The sequence below is a fragment of the Arthrobacter sp. genome, assembly GCF_031988865.1.
GTDB lineage: Bacteria > Actinomycetota > Actinomycetes > Actinomycetales > Micrococcaceae > Arthrobacter_B.
The window spans coordinates 42,922-63,531 of sequence record NZ_DALZXY010000006.1; the positions used below are offsets into that span (position 1 = coordinate 42,922).

Below are 20,610 nucleotides of genomic sequence, written 5' to 3' on the forward strand. Positions count from 1 at the left end.
GCGGGCCGGGATCGGTTTTATCCAGCTCCCGGGCGGGCAGCTACCTGGCGCGCAGCTTGCGGGCGGGCCGCCCTGGGCTCGCCGGGAACGCCCCGTTGCCGAGGTGGCCGGGGCAGCAGGGGACTGTCAGTGGTCCGGGTCCAGATCGGGCAGGGGAAGGCCGAAGACCTGCCGCAGGGCAACGGACGCGGCGTGATAGCCGCCCATGCCATGGACCCCGGGGCCTGGCGGCGTAGAGGCAGAGCAGAGGAACACTCCGGGCAGCGGTGTGGCCCAGGGCGTAGGGGATGCCACCGGGCGGCGGATCATCTGCCCCAGCGTCACGGCTCCAGCACCAAAATCCCCGCCCACATAGTTCTCGTTGTAGGCGGCCAGTCCGGCCGCCGTCGTGGCCTGCGACTCCAGGATGAGATCCCTAAAGCCAGGAGCAAACCGCTCGATCTGGGCGCTCACCGCGTCGGTCATGTCCTGCTCCGAACCGGCCGGCACGTGAGCGTAGGTCCAGAGGATGTGCCGGCCCGCCGGTGCCCGCGAGGAGTCGAACCCGCTGGGCTGGGAAAGCAGCACGTACGGACGTTCAGGGTGCCGTCCGGCCGCGACCTCCGCTTCGGCCGCCGCCGTTTCGGCGCGGGTCCCGCCGAGGTGCACGGTTCCGGCGGACGCGACGGCGGGGTTGGCCCAGGGAACCGGTCCGGAAAGGATGTAGTCCACCTTGCAGGCGGCGTTTCCGTACCGGAAGCTCTCCAGCCGCTTCGTGTACCGGGACGGCAGCCGGTCCCCGGCCAGGCGCAGCAGGCCGGCCGGCGCGGTGTCCAGGAGAACGGCGCGGGAATCGGAGACCTCGTCCAGGGAGTCCACCCGGTGGCCTGTTTCCAGCTCTCCTCCGTGCCGGCGAAGGTCCTCCACCAGGGCATCGGCGATCGCCTGTGATCCACCTTCGGGGATCGGCCAGCCCACGGTGTGGGCCAGCAGGGCCAGGAGCAGCCCTCCACCGGCCGAGGGCAGCGAAGGAAGGTGGCCCACCGGGTGGGCCATAACGCCGGTGAGCAGTGCGGGGGCGGCGTCGCCGGTGAAGCGGCGGTTCCAGGCGGGGCTTCCCTGTTCCAGGGCCGCCAGGCCGAAGCGGAGGGCTGCCAGGGGTTCGCGGGGAAGGCTCAGCAGCGGGTTCATAAGCAGCTCGGTGATGGCGTCGCTGTGCTGCGTCAGCGGGCGTAACAGGGCGCCGAAAGCCGCGCCGTCGGCCCCAAGTTCCTGAACGGTGCGCTCCAGGCTGCGGTAGGCGACGGCGGCGCGTCCGCCGTCGAGCGGCTGGGCATAGGACGCGTCCGGAACGGCGAACCGGATCCGCTGGGCGAGGCCGAAGCTACGGAAGAAAGGTGCGGCCAGCGCCATCGGATGCACGGCTGAACACACGTCGTGGAGGTGCCCGGGCTGCATCAATTCCCGGGTGCGTGATCCTCCGCCCGCGGTGGTCGCCGCTTCCACGACCCGCACGGAAAGCCCTGCGCGGGCCATGGTTACGGCAGCGGCGAGGCCGTTAGGCCCGGCTCCCACCACCGTCACGTCAGTCACGGCGCGACTTTACGGCAGCCGGCAGTTGCTTCAGCCGGTTCAGGGCCGCCTTGGCGGCTGCGGGCCCTTCCCGCCGGGTCCGCAGCGCGGCGGACAGGATTCGGTAGCGGGCCGGCTGCAGCGGAATGTCATACGTGGTGGGAACGGTAACAACGGTTTTGGAGAAGTTCCGCTTGAAGGTGGTGACGTTCGCCAGCGACGGATAGTTTTCGCTCTCGATGCCGGTCAGGCCGCAGGCCGTGTTCCCGGCGTCCTTAAGCACCTTGAAGGCTTCCCACAGCAGCAGGTAGGGCGCGTTGGTCTTCCGTGCGTCCCGGGAACTGGCGGCGAAGTAGTAGACGGAGTAGCCGCGGTATTCGGTGGTGATCAGCCAGGACACCGGCTTGCCCTCGACGTAGGCGACCATCAGGCGCAGATAGTCCCCGAGCTCATCCAGGAGCGTTTCGTAGAACGCGGAGTCGAAGCTTGAGAAGCCATCCCGTGCGGCGGTTTCCTGCATGATCGGGAACAGTTCGGTGCGGAAAACCGTGGTCCACTTCTCCCGCTCCACCGTGCGCACCTCGACGCCGAGCTTCTCTGCCTTACGGATGAGGTTGCGTGCGTTCGGACGGAACCCGGCGAAGATCTTCTCCGTGTCCGGCTTGAGGTCGACGACGATCTCGCGTTCATACCAGCCGTGCTCCAACGGACCGGTGACCGGCGGCTCGAGGTTCTCCACCTGCATGCGGACGTACAGCGGGTCGACAGCCGGATCCGCACGGAACTGGTCCTGGACGGTCTGCACCAGCCGGGCTTCGGCCTCCGGTGTCCGCTCCGCGAACCAGGTGGGACCGTTGACAGCCACCAGGGAGGGGCGGAAACGGCGGGAGGAACGCAGGAAACTTGCGGTGGCGACCAATTTATCGCCGTCGTAGTAAGCCCAGATGCCATAGGGATCCCGGCCCAGCCGGGTCTCGAAATTCGCCCAGTACGGGGTCTGCTCCAGCGGAATTACGACGTCGGGATGCCGGTCTGCCAGCGCATCGAAGTCCTCGCGGGACAACTGCTGGAAACGGTAGGGAGCGGGTGTCACAGTGCTTCTTTCGCCGGGGCTTCGTCCGCTTCCAAGGGTACCCGAGGGCGGCGGCGGAGCCCGAGCCGCCAGCGGTCCGGTGCATGGTCGAAGGGCCCGCCCTGGGGGTCGTCGATATCCATGCGGCGTACCGGATCCGTCCGCGGGTCCAGGATGTCTCCCACCACGCGCCCCATCAGGTACAGCGTGGCACCCATGTGTCCAAGAACCGAAAGGACGAACCAGCCGGAATCCAGGTTGTTCTCCGGCGGACCGCCGCCGGTCACCGCAGCCAGGTACAGCCAGATGGCCCACCAGTGCATCACTTCGAAGAACTGCCAGAGAAGGAAGTCGCGCCAGCGCGGCCGGGCCAGGGCCAGCAGCGGAACCAGCCACAGCACGAACTGCGGGGAATAGACCTTGTTCGTGAGGATGAACGCGGCGACGATCAGGAACGCCAGCTGGGCCAGCCGGGGCCGGCGCGGGGCGCTCAGGGCGAGGACGGCGATGCCTGCGCAGGCCAGCGCGAACAGGAAGTATGCCCAGAACGTGATGAACTCCGCACTGACGGCGTACTCCGGAAAGGTGATGTCCCAGGCCTGCCAGACGCTGGAGTTCCCGGCACCCCGCTCCCGGGAGAAGTCGTAGAAGTACTTCCATCCCGGGAAGTCCCGGAGCATAAAGGGCACGTTCACCACCAGCCACGTCAACGCGGTGGCAGCGAAGGTGAGCAGCGCGGCCCGGAACTTCAACGTCCGCAGGGCCAGCACCAGCACGGCGCCGAGTATCAGCACGGGATAGAGCTTCAGTGCGGTGCCCAGTCCCAGGAGGATGCCCGCTGCCACCGGTTTGTTCCGGGCGAACGCCAGCATTCCCAGCGCTGCGAGCATCACCGCCCAGATATCCCAGTTGATGAAGATAGACAGGATCACGGCCGGGGCCAGGGCCACCATGGCCGCGTCCCACGGGCGCCGGTTGGCCATCCTCATGGTCGCCACGACCGTTACGATCCAGGCGATGGTGGCGAAGACCGCGTTGAGGTCGAAGTACAGCAGGCCGCGGGACTCAATCCCGGCAGGAACCAGCCAGGCCACGAAGCCTGCCAGCAGTCCCAGCAGGACGGGGTACTCGAATTCGGAGCCAGGGCTGATAAACGGGTAGATCCCCTCCCCCAGGCCGCGGGCGCTGAAAAGCGCCGGCCAGTCCGAGTAACAGGCCATATAGAACTGGTTGGACCAGCCGCTGAGCCGGCAGGGGGTTTTGGCCAGCAGTGCGATCAGCGCCGCCCCGGTGGTCATCAGGATCAGCACGCGCTCCACCGTGAAAAATCCCGGAGAGACGATTCCCGGGGCGGTGAACCGCCCCAGCGGACCGCCGATAACTTCGGTGAAGCGGCGCAGCAGCCTGTCGTTTCGGCTGGGGACAACGATGCGCAGCGGCCTCCGGCGGAGCTTGGGATCCATGTCTACCAGTATGCAGTGACGCCTGATCAGCGCAGGGCAAGCCTGGTCTGCGTCTGGATCGCCCCCGAATCCACCTTCAGCCGGTGAAGGAGCAGATCCAGTGCCTTCATGGTCGGGACATTAACCCTCAGGATGTAGTCGTAGGGACCGGTGACATGCACGGCGTCCTGGACGGCTGCATCGGCCCGGGCCCACTCGAGGAAAGCCCGCGAATCCGTCTCCGGCTTGAGCCGCACATCGATGAAGGCCTGCAGCCCCGCTCCGGTCTCCGGGACATCCGAGCCGAGGACAGCGCGGTAGCCGAGGATGACCCCGCTGGACTCGAGCCGGCGGACCCGAGCCGCAGCGGCGTTGGTGCTCAAGCCAACCCGACGGCCCAGTTCGCTGTAGGTAATCCGCGCTTCGCGCTGCAGAATCCCGAGAATTCTGCTGTCTATTCCGTCCACACCGCGATTCTAGCTACAGGACCGCTACAATCGCGGTCGAACCGAGCTCCGGCAGGCACAGTAACGGAATGGATGTCATCACAGCGCTGGCCGGAGGAGTCCTCGCCGGCTTCGGCGTGGCCGCCCCACTCGGAGCGGTGGGGGTCCTGCTGCTGCGTGAGGGGCTGGCTGCAGGGTTCCGGGAAGCGGCACCGGCGGCCTTCGCCGTGGCACTGGTCGACGCGGCGTACTGCACCCTGGCCATCCTGGCCGGCACCGCAGCGGCACCGCTGATTACTTCCTGGGGTGCCCTACCGGCCCTGTCCGGAGGTGTGGCACTTATGCTCCTGGGCCTGGTGGGCATCCGGCGGACCTGGCGTTCGGGTCCCGGCCCGGCGCCCGAGGCGGGCCCGGCGCCGCCGTCGTCATTCAAGTTCCCCGAGTCGTCCAAACGGCGCCGCTTTGTCCTGTTCGTGTCCCTGACCGCCATCAACCCGATGACGCTGTTCTACTTCGCTGCGCTGGCGGTCGGCCTCCGGGACGTTCTATCCCCGCCCGCCGGGCCGTGGGCATTCATCATCGGAGTGAGCCTGGGCTCCCTGGCCTGGCAGCTGGGACTTGTCTTCTCCGGCGCGTACCTGCGGGGCCGGACCACTGGTGCGGTGCAGCGGACCCTCTCGATGGCGGGCCATGCCACGGTCGCGGTCCTGGGGTTGGGCGCCGTCGCAGTCTCCGCCGTCAGCTACGGCTGAGCGGGCTGCAATCCGCAGCTGCCGCCGGCGGCCGGCACCTGCCCGGATGTGATCAGGTTAACAAAGTAGACTGATGCAGTTGCCTGCCCCGCGTGCGGCGGCATATGGAATGTCTTCAAAGGAGAACAGTGGCTAAGAACCCCATCCGGGTCGCAATCGTTGGTGTCGGAAACTGTGCTGCATCGCTGGTGCAGGGTGTCCGTTATTACGCCGACGCCGATCCGAGCGCAACCGTCCCGGGCCTGATGCATGTCCAGTTCGGCAAGTACCACGTCAACGATGTGCAGTTCGCGGCCGCCTTCGACGTTGACGCGAAGAAGGTCGGACTGGATCTGGCGGATGCCATCGGCGCGAGCGAGAACAACACCATCAAGATCTGCGATGTCCCCGAGACCGGCATCAAGGTCCAGCGCGGCCACACCCTCGACGGCCTGGGCAAGTACTACCGGGAAACCATCACCGAATCCGATGAGGACCCGGTGGACATCGTGGCTGAGCTGAAGGCCGCCAACATTGACGTTATGGTCTGCTATCTGCCGGTCGGTTCCGAAAAGGCAGCCAAGTTCTACGCCCAGTGCGCCATCGATGCCGGCGTCGCCTTCGTTAACGCGCTGCCCGTCTTCATCGCCGGCACCAAGGAATGGGCAGATAAGTTCACCGATGCGGGCGTGCCGATCGTCGGCGACGACATCAAGAGCCAGATCGGTGCCACCATCACCCACCGGGTGATGGCCAAGCTCTTCGAAGACCGCGGCGTCACACTGGACCGGACGTACCAGCTCAACGTCGGCGGCAACATGGACTTCAAGAACATGCTCGAGCGCGAGCGGCTGGAATCCAAGAAGATCTCCAAGACGCAGGCTGTGACCTCCAACGTCGAGGCCGAACTCTCCGCGAACGACGTACACATCGGCCCGTCGGACTTCGTCGCCTGGCTCGATGACCGCAAGTGGGCCTTCGTCCGCCTGGAAGGCCGCAACTTCGGCGACGCCCCGGTCTCGCTGGAGTACAAGCTGGAAGTATGGGACTCGCCCAACTCGGCCGGCGTGATCATCGACGCCGTCCGCGCCGCGAAGATCGCCCTGGACCGCGGTGTCGGCGGGCCTATCCTTTCCGCGTCGAGCTACTTCATGAAGTCCCCGCCGGAGCAGTACAACGATGACCTTGCCCGCGAAAAGGTGGAGCAGTTCATCCGCGGTGAAGTCGAGCGCTAAGCGCCCTTCCCCTCATCGAGAGAACAGAGAACGTCCTTTCCAGCGCTGGGAAGGACGTTCTCTGTTCTCTCGCCGGGTTGGCTGCCGGCGTTAGAAGAGGCCCGACGGCGTGCCGTCAGGCGCCACTCCCATGCGCAGGGCGGCCGGTGACTTCGGCAGGCCCGGCATGGTCATCACCGCTCCGGTCAGGGCGACAATAAACCCGGCACCCGTTTTGGGCACCAGGTCCCGGACGTGCACCGTGAACCCTTCCGGGGCGCCGAGCTTCGCGGCGTCATCCGAGAAGGAGTACTGGGTCTTCGCCATGCAGACCGGGAAATGCTCCCAGCCGTTGGCTTTGATCTCCTCAAGCCGGCGCAGTGCCGGCACGGAGAATTCGACGTCGTCCGCACCGTAGATCTCCCGGACCACCGTGCGGATCTTCTCCTCGACGCTCATCTGCAGGGGGTAGAGCGGGGCGAAGGCGGACGGCTTCCCGAGAGCACCCAGGACCTTGCCGGCCAGCTCGTCACCGCCGGGGCCACCGCCGCCGCCGGCCCAGACTTCGGCGACAGCTGCTTCCACGCCGGCTTCCGAGCACCACTCCAGCAGCCAGTCCAGTTCCTCCGGAGTGTCGGAGGTGAACCGGTTGATGGCGACCACGGGGGTGATGCCGAACTTGGCGACGTTGCCGAGGTGCCTGCGCAGGTTGGCCGTTCCGGCTTCCAGGCCTGCCGGATTGGGTTCATCGAGCCGGTCCCGAGGTACTCCCCCATGCATCTTCAGTGCGCGGATGGTGGCAACAACTACAACGGCATCCGGAGCCACATCCGCAACCCGTGAGGTGATGTCCATGTACTTTTCCGCCCCCAGGTCTGCTCCGAAACCGGCCTCGGTCACCACGACGTCGGCCAGGTCCCGTGCCAGCGCCGTGGCGATCACCGAGTTGCAGCCATGGGCGATGTTCGCGAAGGGTCCGCCGTGGACCAGCGCCGGCGTTCCGGCGATGGTCTGCACCAGGTTGGGCTTCAGCGCGTCCTTAAGCAGCAGTGCCAGCGCGCCCTGGACGCCCAGGTCGGCGACGGTCACCGGCTTCCGGTCATAGGTGTAGCCGACCGTGATCTGGGCCAGCCTGCTGGTGAGGTCCTGCATGCCGGTGGCCAGGCAGAAAACGGCCATGATTTCGGAGGCCACGGTGATGTCGAAGCCGTCTTCACGCGGTGTGCCCTGGGTGGGCCCGCCGAGGCCGATCACCACGTTGCGCAGTGCCCGGTCATTCATGTCCAGGACGCGGCGGAAGCTGATACGGCGGGGATCGATGCCTAGTTCGTTGCCCTGGTAGATGTGGTTGTCCACCAGGGCGGCGAGAGCGTTGTTGGCGCTGGTGATGGCATGGAAGTCGCCGGTGAAATGGAGGTTGATTTCCTCCATCGGGATGACCTGGGAATAGCCCCCGCCGGTCGCACCGCCCTTCATGCCCAGGACCGGGCCCAGGGACGGTTCCCGCAGCGCGATCATGGTCCGGCGGCCGGCACGCGCCAGTGCGTCACCCAGTCCCACCGTGACGGTGGATTTCCCCTCCCCCGCCGGCGTCGGGCTCATGGCGGTAACCAAGACAACCTGGCCCTTCTCCTCCGGGGCCGGCACCCGTTGGGGATCGACTTTGGCTTTGTACCGGCCGTACAGTTCGAGCGCCTCATCGGGAATACCGGCGGCGCGGGCTATGGAGGTGATGGGCTGCATGGTTGCGGCGCGGGAAATTTCGAGGTCGTTGGCCATAGGGTCAACGCTCGCACCAGCCCCGTTATGCGTCAATCCGGGGGTGCGCGGCGCGGAAAGCGAAGAGTTAGTTCCCGACGGCGTGCGCCGAGGCCTGTTCTGCAGCCCGCCGGTAACCCTGCGTAGTGAGCATCGCGGTGCGCTGCCAGCCGAAGGCCCGGGCATGCACGGCCGCGGACCGGCCGAGGTCCTCCCGCCAGGACTGGTGGTCGTAGAGCGCTTCGAGTTCGGCAGCCCAGCTCGCTGGGTCGTGCCCCTGGACCAGGACTCCGGTCCGGCCGGAGCTGACTGCCTTTGGCAGGCCTCCAACGTCGGCGGCGATGACCGGGGTCCCGCAGGCCTGGGCCTCGAGTGCCACCAGGCCGAACGATTCGCTGTAGGACGGCACCGCAACGACGTCGGCGGAACGGAACCAGCCGGCGAGCCCGCCGGCCGCGACCGGCGGGTGCAGCTGAACCGTACCCTGCAGCCCCAGCGAGGCTACGGCTGCGTCCAGGTCCAGGACCTCAGAGCCGCTCGGGGCACCGAGAATGCTGATCCGGAGCGGGATGTCCGGACGGGCGGCCCGCAGCTTGGCCGCGGCTTCCACCAGCACCTGCGGTCCTTTCATTCGCTGGATGCGTCCGGCGAATACGACGTGGAACTCCTTCTGGCCGAAGCCGTGCTGCCGTTTGGCTGCCCCGCGCCCGGCCGGGGAGAACACCTCAAGGTCGACGCCGGGAGCTACGACATCAATGGCGGACTCCGCTGCCCCGTACCAAGTGACAAGCTCTGCCGCTTCGGTGGTGGTGTTGGCGATCAGACGTGCCGCGGAGTCCACGATGTCCTGTTCGCCCTGGATCCGCACCTGTGGTTCGGCCGGTTCCCCGGGCCTCAGCTGGACGTTCTTCACCCGGGCCATTGTGTGCATGGTGTGAACCAGGGGGGCATCCCATTGGCGGGCAAGTGCCAGCCCGGCGATCCCGGAAACCCAGTAGTGGGAGTGCAGGACGTCGTACCGTCCGTCATCCTGCAGTCCGCGGGCCGCAGCGCCGATGCCCTCTGCCAGCTCCTCGGCCAGGCCGGGAAGCAACTCCTTGGGCAGGCGGCGGCGTGGTCCGGCGGTCACGTGCCGAACAACGGCTCCGGGCGCAATCTCCACCGCCGATGGCTGATCCGGGGCGGAGGCGCGGGTGAAGATGTCGACCTGCATGCCCATCTTCGCCATTTCAACGGCGACGGAACGCACGTACACGTTCATTCCGCCTGCATCACCGGAACCAGGTTGTTCGAGTGGGGAGGTATGCAGCGAGAGCATTGCCACCCGGTTGACCTGGGGCACAGCACTCCCTTCGTCGCTGGCCTGTGTTCCCTACCTATCGACCATACAACGCCAAGGGGTGCCGTTTTGATTCCTTACCCGGGGCCGCCGCCTGATTGCGGCGGCCCCGGCAGGACGGCGTCGTACCCGTCACAGCCCCCTGCGGCTGTTGACGTAATGGGTGAGCAGGTTGAACTGCTGTTCCTCCTGCTTCCGGAGCGATTCTCCGCTGGCTCCCCACTGCCGGCGGAAGGTCCGGTGCAGGCCGCGGAGCAGCAGCGCCGCAAGGGCAGCCAGGCCCACGAAGCTCCCGCGGTCCACGGTGCCCGCTGCAGCGTTCCCGATTGGAGGCGCCGGTGCGGCGTTATGGACATATTTGTCATCATTCAATCCCAAAAAGGGCAGGTTGTTATAAGGCACGGAAATACTCCAAAGAATGGCGTGCAAAAGGCGCGCTAAAGGGAAGTGAAAGGAAGTGAAGGACGAAAAGCGGTCCGGTTCAATGGCTTTTGTCGGTGACTGGGCTTCCGTGTGCTGATCTGTGCCCGCAGTCAAGCGGACAGGCACCCGGGCCGGGAAAGCCGTTGAGGGCCAGGAACCGAAACCGTGCAGCACCCGGACACAACTAGTTCGTGCCTGGGAGGCCGGCGTTTCGGAAACCGGGGCGGTGCGGGGAGGTCAGGCTAGGCAGGTATCCGCGTCTACGCGGAACCGACCGACCGTGAGCCTCCGGCAGTGGAGCCGCCGCAAGGCCGCAACCGCATTCCAACCGGCAGGCCGGGGGAAGTGGCTGCACGGAAACCGAACTGTCCGGGTACGCCCGTGTGATTGGTATCCATTTCCACCTCCATGTTTATCCGGGGCCCCTGGGGGCCGATGCATTGGTTGCTGCGTGTTGCTGATTTTGTGCCGGTACGGCAACACAGCCGGTACTGCGGCACATTAGCTGCCACATCTGGCTGCTGAAAAAAATATAGCCGACTTATACAGCTTATGCCAAGCCCAAATGCATAACTTTTTTGGAATCTTTTCCTAGATATTCCATTTCAGGACAGCAGGGGTGTGCTTATCCCAGCCCAGGACGCACACGGCAGCGGTCCCGAGCACCAGGTGCCGGCCCTGGTCGGGAGCAAACCCAAGCCACCGGGCAGCGAGGATGCGCAGGAAGTGTCCGTGGGCCACGAGCGCTGCCCGCTCCATGGGAACGGCCCCGGGATCCTGGTCCATCGGCGTTCCGCATCCGGCCTGGATGGTGGAGATGATCCGGTCTGCGCGGGCTGCGACGGCTTCCAGCGTTTCGCCGCCCGGCACGCCGTCATTCCAGATGATGTAGCCCGGGTTCTCGGCCCGCACTTCGGTGCTCTTACGGCCTTCGTTTTGCCCGTAGTCCCATTCATGAGCGTGCTCAAGGACCTCGGCGTCCGGGTAACCCAGGAGCTCGGCAGTGCGCCGGGCACGGATGAGTGGTGAGGTGAAGACCCGGTCAAAGGCGACATTTCCGATCTTCCCGCGGGCTGCCTCCGCCTGCGCCTCCCCGGCTGCTGTGAGGGGGATGTCAGTAAGTCCTGTGTAATTCCCGTCCCGGGACCATTCCGTCTCACCGTGGCGGACCAGCCATAGCATGGGCAGCGGCGTGCCGGAGGGCGTCAGGTCCGGTACGGCCGGTCCGAGGTTCTCTGCGGTCATGGCTGCTCCTTCGTTTCGGGTCCCTGGGGGATCCCGGCTTCCTGCCGGCTCTCCGGCTGTTCCTGCCACCAACTGCGAAGCTTGGCTTCGGCCTCGTCCGGACTCGACGGACCGTTCTCCATTCGTTCTTCCAGCAGGAACCGGTATGCGCGGCCGACCACGGGCCCCGGGCGGATGCCCAGCAGTTCCATGATCTGGCTGCCGTCCAGGTCGGGCCTGATCGAGGCCAGTTCCTCCTGCTCGGCGAGTTTCTCGATCCGGGCTTCGAGGTCGTCATACGCGAAGGCCAGGCGTTCGGCCTTGCGCCGGTTCCGGGTGGTGACGTCGGAACGGGTCAGCCGGTGCAGGCGTTCCAGCAGCGGGCCCGCGTCCGTGACGTACCGGCGCACGGCGGAGTCGCTCCAGCCGGCGTCGCCGTAGCCGTAGAAACGCATGTGCAGTTCCACCAGGCGGGACACGGCTTTGATGGTGTCATTGTCGAAACGCAGCGCCTTCATCCGTTTTGCGGTGAGTTTGGCACCAACGACGTCGTGGTGCAGGAAGCTGACCGAACCCGCAGGTTCGAAACGGCGGGTGGCCGGCTTTCCGACGTCGTGCATCAGTGCGGCGAACCGCAGGACAAAGTCCGGCCCGGGCACCGGCCCGTCGGGGCCCGTCTCCTGGCTGCAGGCCTGCCGCAGCACGGTCAGCGAGTGCTGGTAGACGTCCTTGTGCCGGTGGTGCTCGTCAATCTCCAGTTTCAGGGCCGCGACTTCCGGCAGCACATAGCCGGCCAGCCCGCTTTCCACGAGCAGGTCCATGCCGTCTGCCGGTGATTTGCCGTTGATCAGCTTCACCAGTTCGTCGCGGACGCGTTCGGCGGAAATGATCTCGATCCGCGCTGCCATGTCCTTCATCGCGTCGAAGACCTCCGGCGCCACCCGCACATCAAGCTGGGAGGCGAACCGGGCCGCCCGCATCATTCGCAGTGGATCATCGGAGAAGGAGGACGACGGCGCACCGGGTGTCCGCACCACTCCGGCGTGCAGGTCGCGGGCTCCGCCGAAGGGGTCCACCAGTTCCAGCTGCGGAAGCCGCAGGGCCATGGCGTTCATGGTGAAGTCCCGGCGGAACAGGTCGTCCTCCAGCTTGTCGCCAAACGCGACCACTGGCTTGCGGGAGTCGGGATCGTAGGCTTCGGCGCGGTACGTGGTGATTTCGATCTGGAAGCCGTCCTTGCGCATCCCGATCGTGCCGAATTCCCGGCCTATCTCCCAGTACGTGTCGCACCAGCCGCGGACCACGGAAATGATGTCGTCCGGCCGGGCGTTCGTGGTGAAGTCGAGGTCCGGGGAAACCCGGCCCAGGAAGAGGTCGCGCACCGGTCCGCCGACCAGGGAGAGTTCGAACCCGGCTGCCTGGAACTTCTCACCCAGCTGCGGGATGACGCCAGGAAGCGGGGTACTGGGAAACGAGCTGTCAAAAAGGTGCGCCATAGTGCTTTAAGCCTGCCAGATAAACCGGCATCGGTGGACAACGCAGCCCTCCTGTGACCCGGACACGCCGGGGTTACCGCGGCCCGGCAGGCGTGGGCTCCGAACAGTCATCATCGCCGGAGAAAGGTAGTTACAGTGGGGGTATGGCCCATCCCGTGCCGAGTGCGCCCAAGCGGACCCCATTGACTGTGTCAATGGGCAGTTCCGGCGCGCACCCGGCACATCCGGCCCTTCCCACCGTAGAAGAGGTATCGGCTGGGGGCATTGTGGTGGATACCTCTGATCCCCAGCTGCCCGTGGCCATCATCGCCCGCCTCAACCGCGGCGGACGGCTCGAGTGGTGCCTGCCCAAGGGCCATCCGGAAAACGATGAAGACAATGAGCAGGCCGCGATCCGGGAGATCGCCGAGGAGACCGGCATCAACGGCCGAATCCTCACGCCGCTGGGCAGTATTGACTACTGGTTCACGGTCAGCGGCCACCGGGTCCACAAAACCGTGCACCATTACCTGCTTGTCGCCGTGGGCGGGGAACTCACAATCGAGAATGATCCGGACCATGAGGCCGTTGACGTTGCCTGGGTGCCGCTTTCGGTCCTGGGCCGGAGGCTCTCCTTCCCAAACGAACGGCGCATAGCGGACCTCGCCCGCGAGATTCTGCCCAAGCATCTTTGACCCGTGGGCCCGGGGCTGCCCGGATGCCCCCGCCTGCCCGCTTTGAGGAAAACGCGCCCGAAGGTGAGAGCATAAGGACATAATGGCCGCACAGAAAACCGCTCCCAGTACTGCCCGCTCCAGCGCCGTTATGGCCGCGGGAACCATGGTTTCCCGCGTACTTGGCTTGATCCGCACCGCCCTGCTGGCCGTGGCCATCGGTAACACCGGGCTGGTAACGGACATCTTCAGCTCCGCGAACGTGCTGCCCAACTTCATCTATCTGCTGGTTGCGGGCGGCGTCTTCAACGCCGTTCTGGTGCCCCAGATCATCAAGGCGAGCAAACGGGAGGACCGGGGCGCGGATTACGTTTCCCGAATCCTGACCCTGAGCCTGGTATTCCTGGCTGTCATCGCCTTCCTGGCTACCCTTGCGGCGCCGCTGATCCTTCCGCTGGTGACAGCCCTGAACCCGGACCAGCTGCCGCTGGCCACTGTTTTTGCCTACTGGCTCTTCCCACAGATCTTCTTCTACGGCGCCTATGCCGTGATCGGCCAGATCCTCAACGCCAACGGACGCTTTGGCGCCTATATGTGGGCGCCGGTGGTCAACAATGTGGTGGCGATCGCCGGTCTCATCGTCTTTATTACCTTCGTCGGCCGGCAGGAGACCGAGCAGTTCTCTCCGGAAACCTGGACGTCAACCGCCACCCTGATCCTGGCCGGCAGCACCACCCTCGGAATTGTCCTGCAGGCCGTCGTCCTGCTCTTCCCCTTGAAGAAGTTGAAACTGGGATTGCGGCCATCCTTCGGGCTGCGCGGCGTGGGGCTGGGGCAGACCGGCAAGGTAGCCAAGTGGACCATCCTCACCATGCTGGTCGGCAACGGCGCCTACCTTGTCTACACCAAGGTTGCGACCATCGCCTCCGCTGCGCGGCCGGAGTATCAGGCCATGACCCCGCCCCAGGAGATAGCCGGTCACCTGAACCTGGAAACCGCGGCCATGCTCTACATCATTCCGCACTCGGTCATCACGCTCTCCCTCGCCACCGTCCTCTTTAACCGCATGTCCCACGCCTATGTGGAGAAGAACCTGGACGGCGTCCGGGAGACTGTCTCCCGCGGACTGCGGACCATCGGTGTGGCAACCGTGTTCTGCGCAGCCGTCCTGGTGGTGCTGGCCGGACCGATCAGCATGTGGTTCAGCGGCGGGTCGAACTCCTCGGCAGTTATTCAGGCACAGGTCCTGGTCCTGCTCGCGGCCAGCGCGCCGTTCCTCAGCGCCACCTTCCTCATGAACCGCGCCTTCTACGCCAACGAGGACGCCAAAACCCCGCTGACCATGCAGGTGATCCTGTCCATTCTGGGCGTGGGCCTGGCCCTGGCCGCGGCCACACTGCCGGCCGACCGGATCGTTTTCGGCCTGGCGGTGGCCTATTCGATAGGCAACATAGCCGCCGTCGTCCTCAGCCACATCTTCCTGAACCGCAGGCTCGGGCACTACGGCGCCCCGCAGGTCTTCAACGTCCATGTCCGCCTGACCATCGCTGCCCTGGGCGCTTCGGCCGTGGGCGCGGCGGCGCTGGCCCTGCTTGGCGGATATACCGCCGATGGGTTCGCCTGGCGCTCCCTTTCCAGCGCCATCGTCGTCCTCGTAGTCTGCGGTGCGTTGATGGCCGGGGTCTATGTGGCCCTGCTGCGCGGGCTCAAGGTCCGTGAACTGGACGAGTTCCTGGAGCCGGTGCTCGCACGGCTGCAGCGAAAGGGCTGAGACAGTCAACTCAGGTTTTGACCCCTGCCGCGGGTAGCATGGGTACAAAGTGGGCAGTATGGAAAGTCCTTAGTGACATGCACGTACTGTGTTTAACCCCACCGGCGGCGTCACCAGCGCCGGTGGCAACATCTCGCAGCAGTTACAGCCGTTTCCACGGGAGGAACACGTGCCACAACCGGTAAACGTTGGTTCAGTGCTGGGCGGCCGATACAAGGTCACCGCCCAAGTACTCGCCTCGGCAGAGAACGACCTCGTCCTCGATGGCGTGGACCAGGTGCTGAACCGTGCCGTAAGCATCCTCGTTGCCGCACCGCAAAACGCCACCCAGGTCAGCGCCAGCGCGCGGGAAATCGCGATCGGTGAACGGCATTCCACCGTGCAGATCCTGGACCTCGGCGTCAGCGACGGGTACACCTACCTGATCACCTCCAACGGCAACGCGGCCGACCTCCTGGACTTGGTCATTGAGCGCGACGCCCCCTATGTTGAGCCCTTCTTCACCGATACGCTCGGCTCGGAGATCTTTGGCGAGCCCCGTTCCCGCGAACCTGAGACGGTCCAAGAAGACCGCTATGTGGAGGAACAACCGGACCGCGACCGCCGGCCGCTGCTCTCCGGCCTCTCCAAGCCCCACCTTCCGCGCTTCGGCCGTGGGGCCGCTGCCGGTGGTGCCGCAGCTGGTGCCGCGGGCGCTGCCGCAGCTGCCAGCGCTGAACGCGACCTCGAATACGGCGGTTCCCAGGAGGCCCCCGCGGAGGCAGCCACCGGCGCCGGCGTCGTACCCCCGCCGCCCAGCCAGAGCCCGCGTACCGCCGCCTATTCCACGGCGCCGGCCAATACCGCTTCCACCGGCAGTCCCAAGGTGAGCCGCTGGGAAGCCGAGGATGACTTCCCCGCTGAGGGCTACGCCCCCGTAGGTGAGGGCGAACGCCGAGCCTCCAGCTTCCCCCGCACTGCCCTGGGCGCTGGCTATGAGGCCGGCGACCATGAAGACTACGACAGTGACGGTTACAACCAGGAAACCGACGAGCCGGAGGAATCCGGGAACCGCAAGTACGGCCGCTTGCTGGTCGGAGGCTTCCTCAGCCTGGTCCTGATCGTTGCCGTGGTGCTGGCCTTCACGCAGCTGGACAAGGTCGGGGACATGCTCGCCTCCGACGAAGTCTCGTCCTCCCCCACGGCAGAGGCTCCCGCACCGGAAGAAGGGGCCACGGAAGAAACCGGGGCGGCGCTGCCGGCTCCGGCCATTGCCGGCGTCACCCGGCTGGTCCCGGGGAACCCGGAGCTGGACGCGGTCAACGACGCCGCCCTCCCGCAGATCGTTGACGGCAACCCGGCCAGCTACTGGTCCAGCTACGTTTACGCTTCCGACACCTTCGGCGGCCTGGCTCCCAGCCTGGCCCTCGTTGTTGAGCTGGAAGACGAATCCGCGATCAACAAGGTGGACATCACGCAGTTGAACGGCAGCGGCGGCAATTTCTCGGTCATGCTCAATGACCAGCCGTCACTGGAGGGCGCCTCCACCGTGGCGCAGAGCGGCTTCACCGGTCCGACCACCAGCATCACCGTGCCCAAGGTGGACGGGGAGCCGGCCTCCGCCAGCTACGTCATCATCAACTTCACCCAGCTTCCCCGCCTGAGCGGGGTCCAGGCGGAGTACCCGTGGGGCCTGCGCATCGCAGAGATCAAAGTGTCCTGATTCCAGCCATTTGAGCCGCCGGGAACCGGCCCGGCGGCTCATCATGTGACGCAGGAGCCATTCGGAATAAGCTGTTCATTGTCAGTGTTGTGCCGTGTGGTTAGAGGTCCCCGAGCGTTCCATAAACCGGATCACGCCCGTTCTCCAAAGAAAGAGGTCCACAGCACGTGAGCACCGAAATCCGCCCCGACGCCGCAGGTACAGCCTCCGAAATCCGTGATGTCATCATCGTCGGATCCGGCCCCTCCGGGTACACGGCCGCCGTCTACACCGCCAGGGCGAACCTGAAGCCGCTGCTGATCGCCAGTTCCGTCACTGCCGGCGGTGAACTGATGAACACCACTGACGTGGAGAACTTCCCGGGCTTCCCCGAAGGCATCATGGGCCCGGACCTTATGGCCAACCTCGAGAAGCAGGCCGCCCGCTTCGGCACCGAGATCCTGTTTGAGGACGTCACGGACGTTGATCTCACCGGTGAGATCAAGAAGGTCACCATCGGAACCGGGGAGACCTTCCTGGCCCGCTCGGTGATCATCTCCACCGGCTCCGCCTACCGCGAGCTGGGCCTCGAGGATGAGAAACGGCTTTCCGGCCGCGGTGTCAGCTGGTGCGCTACCTGCGACGGCTTCTTCTTCAAGGGCCAGGACATCGCCGTGATCGGCGGCGGTGACTCAGCGCTGGAAGAAGCACTGTTCCTGACTAAGTTTGCTGCCACCGTGACCCTGGTGCACCGCCGCGACACCCTGCGTGCCTCCAAGATCATGCAGGACCGCGCCCTGGCCAACGAGAAGATCCGCTTTGCCTGGGACTCTGAGGTCGTGGGCATCCATGGTGAGGACAAGGTCACCGGCATCCGGCTGCGCAACACCGTCGACGGTTCCGAGTCGGAGCTCGCCGTGACCGGAATCTTCGTGGCGATCGGCAACGATCCCCGCGTGGACCTGGTCCGCAGCCAGCTGGAACTGACCGAAGCCGGCACCATCGCGGTCCAGGGACGCACATCCAAAACCTCCCTCCCCGGCGTCTTTGCCGCCGGCGACGTCATCGATCCGACCTACCGCCAGGCCATCACCGCGGCGGGTTCGGGCTGTGTGGCAGCGCTCGACGTCGAGCATTACCTGGCAGACCTCGGTTCGGCCGCCACGGCTGCCACCGTTCCCACCCCGGCGTCGGAAACTGTTTCCGAAAACGCCGCTGTCTAGAGACCCACAAGGAGCAAGAACCATGAGCAATGCCAAAGACGTAACGGATTCCAGCTTCAGCGCCGACGTGCTGGAGGCAGACAAGCCGGTCATCGTGGACTTCTGGGCTGAATGGTGCGGGCCGTGCCGGATGCTCTCACCGATCCTCGACCAGATCGCCGCCGAGCACGCGGAGAAGGTCGACGTTGTGAAGGTCAACGTCGACGACAACCCGGCGATCGCCGCCAAGTACGGCATCACGTCCATTCCAGCCGTCTACGTCTTCAAGGGCGGTGAGGTTGCTGCCACGTCGATCGGCGCCAAGCCGAAGCAGGTCCTTGAGCAGGAATTCGCTGCCTTCCTGAAGTAGGTTTTATGCCCACGTACGACAACAGCCTGCGGAGACTGGACTCCAGCCGGCGCGTAGTGCCGCTTCGCGAAGCACTGCTGCGCGCCGGCGTTTCCATGTCCTACCTCGCTCCCGACGCCGTCAACGATCCGACCGTCTTCGACGACCACGTCGACGCGGCGGTGCGCGCGTTCCAGCAGAGCCGCGGACTGATTGTCGACGGCGTGGCTGGCCCGGACACCCAGCGCGCCCTCGCCGAAGCCCAGTTCCGCTTTGGCGACCGCACCCTGGCCTACACCGAGGACCAGCCCGCCGTGCGTGGCGACGACGTCGCCGAGCTGCAGCGGCACCTGTCCCACCTCGGTTTCTACTACGGCCATATCGACGGCGAATTCGGGGTCCGCACCCGCTACGCCGTCGCTGAGCTGCAGCAGAACCTGGGCATCCCCGGGTCCGGGGTGTGCGATGAGCACACGATGACGGCGATGTCCCGGGTAAACCGGGCCATATCCCCCAGCCAGGCCTTCGCGCTGCGCGACTATGAGCGTCTGGACCGTTCCACGGCAGCCCTGCGTGGACGCACCATCACACTGAACATCGGACGCTCCGAGATTCCCTCCGCCCACGTCACGGACCGCCTGACGGGCCAGCCCCTCACCGAACTGATGGTTGCCTCCGATGTCTGCGCCCGTGTGGAACGGATCCTCAACGAGTTCGGTGCCGAGGTTGTGGCCTATGATGCCGAAGCCAGCAGCCAGAACCCGGCGGACAAACTCCCGAGCCTGAACGTCGACATCCACTGCGACTGGCTGGACCAGCCGGCGGCATCCGGCATTGCCGCCTTCTACTGGGGACTGCCCTCCTCAGGTGAACCCCGTTCCCCCATCGGTCAGCGGGCGGCCATCCTGTTGGTCAAGGAGCTTGCGGCCCGGACGGATATGAACAGCCTCGGCGTGCACGCCCGGACGTGGGACACTCTGAAGCTGCCAGGGATCCCGTCGGTGGGAATCGACCTGGGATACCTGAGCAACTTCCACGACGCGCATCGGCTGGCTGATCCGGTGTTCCGGCAGACAGTTGCCGATTCGATCGTCATCGCGATCCAGCGCCTGTACCTCCTGGAGGAGGAAGACCAGCCGACTGGCACCCTGGTCCTGGACGATGTCAGCCGGTTTAACCCCGCAGAGGAGCAGCGGCGGGTCTCCGGGCTTTAACCTGGCCCGGGATAGTAACTGGCCGTCCCGAACCGTTTTCCACCCCTAACTCGTCGATCATTGCCTGCACCAGGACCTCCACCTGCCCGGTTGGGAGCGTGGCAGGCCAGGTCACCCAGGTGCGCACCAGCATCTCCACCCCCGCCTCATCCAGTGCGTCCAGGGGTATCCAGGGCCAGTCCGGAAAGTTGATCGCTGCGGAAGCCTGTGTGGTCAAGGCCGCATCAGCCGCCGCAAGTTCGGCGATCAGCATGGAGTGATGGCTGAATCGCCGGAAAACCCACTGTGCCCGGATTCCGGCGGCATCAGCAGCGGCACGAAGCCGGACTTCCTGTGCCTTGATCTCGCCCACAGCGTGCGCCATCACCATCAGGGTGTCCAGGTCTGCTAGGGCGAGGCTGGTGCGCCGGGCCAGCGGGGAGTCCGGCGGGACGGCCGCTCCCAGCGGCTGCGTCAGGATGTGCATGGCGTGGCCCTCCCGGGGCAGCGCGTGCAGCAGGCCGACGTCCAGTGCTCCGGTCCGCAGGAGCCGGCGCTGTTCATCGCTGCTCGCCTCGAAGAGGGAAAGCTGAATCCTCGGATCTGCTGCCCGCACGCGGGACGTGACGCTTCGGAACCACGCATGCGGCAGCCCCGGCGGTGCCCCGATCCGCAGGACCCTGTTGCCCGAGGCAGCCACCCGAACAATCTCGGGAATCTTCTCTACCTGGCCAATCAGCTGGTGTGCGTGACCGTACAGGGCGTCACCGGCCTCCGTGAGCGTCACACCCTTCGCCGTCCGGACGAAAAGCTGGCTGCCGACCTCCCGCTCGAGGTCCGCGATCTGCCGGCTAAGGGCTGGCTGCGTCATGTGAAGCTCCGCTGCGGCAGCGCTTACCGACCCGGTTGACGCAGCCCGGACGAAGTACTCAATCTGCCTTAATTCCATTTGTTACCCCATGCTTCACGGTTATGGCTGGACAGCCTAATAGGCATTTGAAGTATGACACCAGTCACATCCACAATTGGATTCTGACGGCGCCATTTGTGGCGATGTCTTCAATT

The 20,610-nt window shown here is 65.7% G+C and carries 18 protein-coding genes; 8 read left to right on the plus strand and 10 right to left on the minus strand.

Annotated features, from left to right (window positions below; translation table 11 throughout):
• Positions 1-126 precede the first annotated feature (126 nt).
• From RTN46_RS02205 to RTN46_RS02220, 4 genes are read right to left on the minus strand one after another with little or no spacing between them, the layout of a single operon-like run.
• Positions 127-1,572, minus strand: a complete 1,446-nt coding sequence (locus RTN46_RS02205; RefSeq protein WP_312178790.1) for an NAD(P)/FAD-dependent oxidoreductase — start codon at positions 1,570-1,572, stop codon at positions 127-129.
• Positions 1,565-2,644, minus strand: a complete 1,080-nt coding sequence (locus RTN46_RS02210; protein WP_312178791.1) for a peptidoglycan bridge formation glycyltransferase FemA/FemB family protein — start codon at positions 2,642-2,644, stop codon at positions 1,565-1,567. Before RTN46_RS02210 ends, RTN46_RS02205 begins: the two co-directional genes overlap by 8 nt.
• Entirely contained in the window at positions 2,641-4,086 is a 1,446-nt protein-coding gene (locus RTN46_RS02215; RefSeq protein WP_312178792.1) for a glycosyltransferase 87 family protein, read from the minus strand. The genes RTN46_RS02210 and RTN46_RS02215 overlap by 4 nt, the downstream gene beginning before the upstream one ends.
• A 26-nt stretch (positions 4,087-4,112) precedes the next feature.
• Positions 4,113-4,532 carry an Lrp/AsnC family transcriptional regulator gene (locus RTN46_RS02220; RefSeq protein WP_312178793.1) on the minus strand — a complete coding sequence of 140 codons (420 nt, stop codon included), beginning with the start codon at positions 4,530-4,532 and terminating at the stop codon, positions 4,113-4,115.
• Between the two features lie 68 nt (positions 4,533-4,600).
• Here RTN46_RS02220 and RTN46_RS02225 point away from each other — a divergent pair, with 68 nt between their 5' ends.
• Positions 4,601-5,263 (plus strand): LysE family transporter, encoded by a 663-nt coding sequence (locus RTN46_RS02225; protein WP_312178794.1) that lies wholly within the window; start codon positions 4,601-4,603, stop codon positions 5,261-5,263.
• A 128-nt stretch (positions 5,264-5,391) separates the two neighbouring features.
• Positions 5,392-6,477 (plus strand): inositol-3-phosphate synthase, encoded by a 1,086-nt coding sequence (locus RTN46_RS02230; protein WP_312178795.1) that lies wholly within the window; start codon positions 5,392-5,394, stop codon positions 6,475-6,477.
• Positions 6,478-6,567: 90 nt separating this feature from the next.
• Here the strand turns inward: RTN46_RS02230 and RTN46_RS02235 are convergent, their stop codons facing one another.
• The 5 genes from RTN46_RS02235 to RTN46_RS02255 all read right to left on the minus strand — a co-directional run bounded on the left by RTN46_RS02235 (position 6,568) and on the right by RTN46_RS02255 (position 12,696).
• Positions 6,568-8,235: a formate--tetrahydrofolate ligase gene (locus tag RTN46_RS02235; RefSeq protein ID WP_312178796.1), complete on the minus strand. Its 1,668-nt coding sequence runs from the start codon at positions 8,233-8,235 to the stop codon at positions 6,568-6,570.
• Positions 8,236-8,302: 67 nt separating this feature from the next.
• Entirely contained in the window at positions 8,303-9,556 is a 1,254-nt protein-coding gene (gene mshA / locus RTN46_RS02240) for a D-inositol-3-phosphate glycosyltransferase (RefSeq protein ID WP_312178797.1), read from the minus strand.
• A gap of 129 nt (positions 9,557-9,685) precedes the next feature.
• Positions 9,686-9,955: a hypothetical protein gene (locus RTN46_RS02245; protein WP_312178798.1), complete on the minus strand. Its 270-nt coding sequence runs from the start codon at positions 9,953-9,955 to the stop codon at positions 9,686-9,688.
• Positions 9,956-10,567: 612 nt separating this feature from the next.
• The gene (locus RTN46_RS02250; protein WP_312178799.1) at positions 10,568-11,221 is read right to left on the minus strand and encodes a histidine phosphatase family protein; all 654 of its coding nucleotides are present in this window, start codon (positions 11,219-11,221) and stop codon (positions 10,568-10,570) included.
• On the minus strand, positions 11,218-12,696 hold the full coding sequence (locus RTN46_RS02255; protein ID WP_312178800.1) for a CCA tRNA nucleotidyltransferase: 1,479 nt from the start codon (positions 12,694-12,696) through the stop codon (positions 11,218-11,220). Before RTN46_RS02255 ends, RTN46_RS02250 begins: the two co-directional genes overlap by 4 nt.
• 194 nt (positions 12,697-12,890) lie before the next feature.
• Between RTN46_RS02255 and RTN46_RS02260 the strand changes: the two genes are divergently transcribed.
• From RTN46_RS02260 to RTN46_RS02285, 6 genes are all read left to right on the plus strand, one after another.
• Positions 12,891-13,370, plus strand: coding sequence for an NUDIX hydrolase (locus tag RTN46_RS02260; protein ID WP_312178815.1), 480 nt, complete (start codon positions 12,891-12,893; stop codon positions 13,368-13,370).
• Between the two features lie 82 nt (positions 13,371-13,452).
• The gene (gene murJ / locus RTN46_RS02265; protein WP_312178801.1) at positions 13,453-15,120 is read left to right on the plus strand and encodes a murein biosynthesis integral membrane protein MurJ; all 1,668 of its coding nucleotides are present in this window, start codon (positions 13,453-13,455) and stop codon (positions 15,118-15,120) included.
• A 169-nt stretch (positions 15,121-15,289) separates the two neighbouring features.
• Positions 15,290-16,822: an ABC transporter substrate-binding protein gene (locus RTN46_RS02270; protein ID WP_312178802.1), complete on the plus strand. Its 1,533-nt coding sequence runs from the start codon at positions 15,290-15,292 to the stop codon at positions 16,820-16,822.
• Positions 16,823-16,989: 167 nt separating this feature from the next.
• The gene (gene trxB, locus RTN46_RS02275; protein WP_312178803.1) at positions 16,990-18,024 is read left to right on the plus strand and encodes a thioredoxin-disulfide reductase; all 1,035 of its coding nucleotides are present in this window, start codon (positions 16,990-16,992) and stop codon (positions 18,022-18,024) included.
• Between the two features lie 22 nt (positions 18,025-18,046).
• Positions 18,047-18,373: a thioredoxin gene (trxA, locus tag RTN46_RS02280; protein WP_312178804.1), complete on the plus strand. Its 327-nt coding sequence runs from the start codon at positions 18,047-18,049 to the stop codon at positions 18,371-18,373.
• Positions 18,374-18,378: 5 nt separating this feature from the next.
• On the plus strand, positions 18,379-19,566 hold the full coding sequence (locus tag RTN46_RS02285; protein WP_312178805.1) for a peptidoglycan-binding protein: 1,188 nt from the start codon (positions 18,379-18,381) through the stop codon (positions 19,564-19,566).
• Here the strand turns inward: RTN46_RS02285 and RTN46_RS02290 are convergent.
• The gene (locus RTN46_RS02290; RefSeq protein ID WP_312178806.1) at positions 19,526-20,494 is read right to left on the minus strand and encodes a LysR family transcriptional regulator; all 969 of its coding nucleotides are present in this window, start codon (positions 20,492-20,494) and stop codon (positions 19,526-19,528) included. The genes RTN46_RS02285 and RTN46_RS02290 overlap by 41 nt on opposite strands.
• Positions 20,495-20,610: the final 116 nt, after the last annotated feature.

What these genes read in the sequence shown, in the direction of transcription:
- RTN46_RS02215 (WP_312178792.1), bottom strand. Translation starts at nt 4,086, where the DNA reads ATGGATCCCAAGCTCCGCCGGAGGCCGCTGCGCATCGTTGTCCCCAGC.
- RTN46_RS02225 (WP_312178794.1), top strand. Translation starts at nt 4,601, where the DNA reads ATGGATGTCATCACAGCGCTGGCCGGAGGAGTCCTCGCCGGCTTCGGC.
- RTN46_RS02235 (WP_312178796.1), bottom strand. Translation starts at nt 8,235, where the DNA reads ATGGCCAACGACCTCGAAATTTCCCGCGCCGCAACCATGCAGCCCATC.
- RTN46_RS02250 (WP_312178799.1), bottom strand. Translation starts at nt 11,221, where the DNA reads ATGACCGCAGAGAACCTCGGACCGGCCGTACCGGACCTGACGCCCTCC.
- RTN46_RS02255 (WP_312178800.1), bottom strand. Translation starts at nt 12,696, where the DNA reads ATGGCGCACCTTTTTGACAGCTCGTTTCCCAGTACCCCGCTTCCTGGC.
- RTN46_RS02260 (WP_312178815.1), top strand. Translation starts at nt 12,891, where the DNA reads ATGGGCAGTTCCGGCGCGCACCCGGCACATCCGGCCCTTCCCACCGTA.
- murJ (WP_312178801.1), top strand. Translation starts at nt 13,453, where the DNA reads ATGGCCGCACAGAAAACCGCTCCCAGTACTGCCCGCTCCAGCGCCGTT.
- trxA (WP_312178804.1), top strand. Translation starts at nt 18,047, where the DNA reads ATGAGCAATGCCAAAGACGTAACGGATTCCAGCTTCAGCGCCGACGTG.
- RTN46_RS02285 (WP_312178805.1), top strand. Translation starts at nt 18,379, where the DNA reads ATGCCCACGTACGACAACAGCCTGCGGAGACTGGACTCCAGCCGGCGC.
- RTN46_RS02290 (WP_312178806.1), bottom strand. Translation starts at nt 20,494, where the DNA reads ATGGAATTAAGGCAGATTGAGTACTTCGTCCGGGCTGCGTCAACCGGG.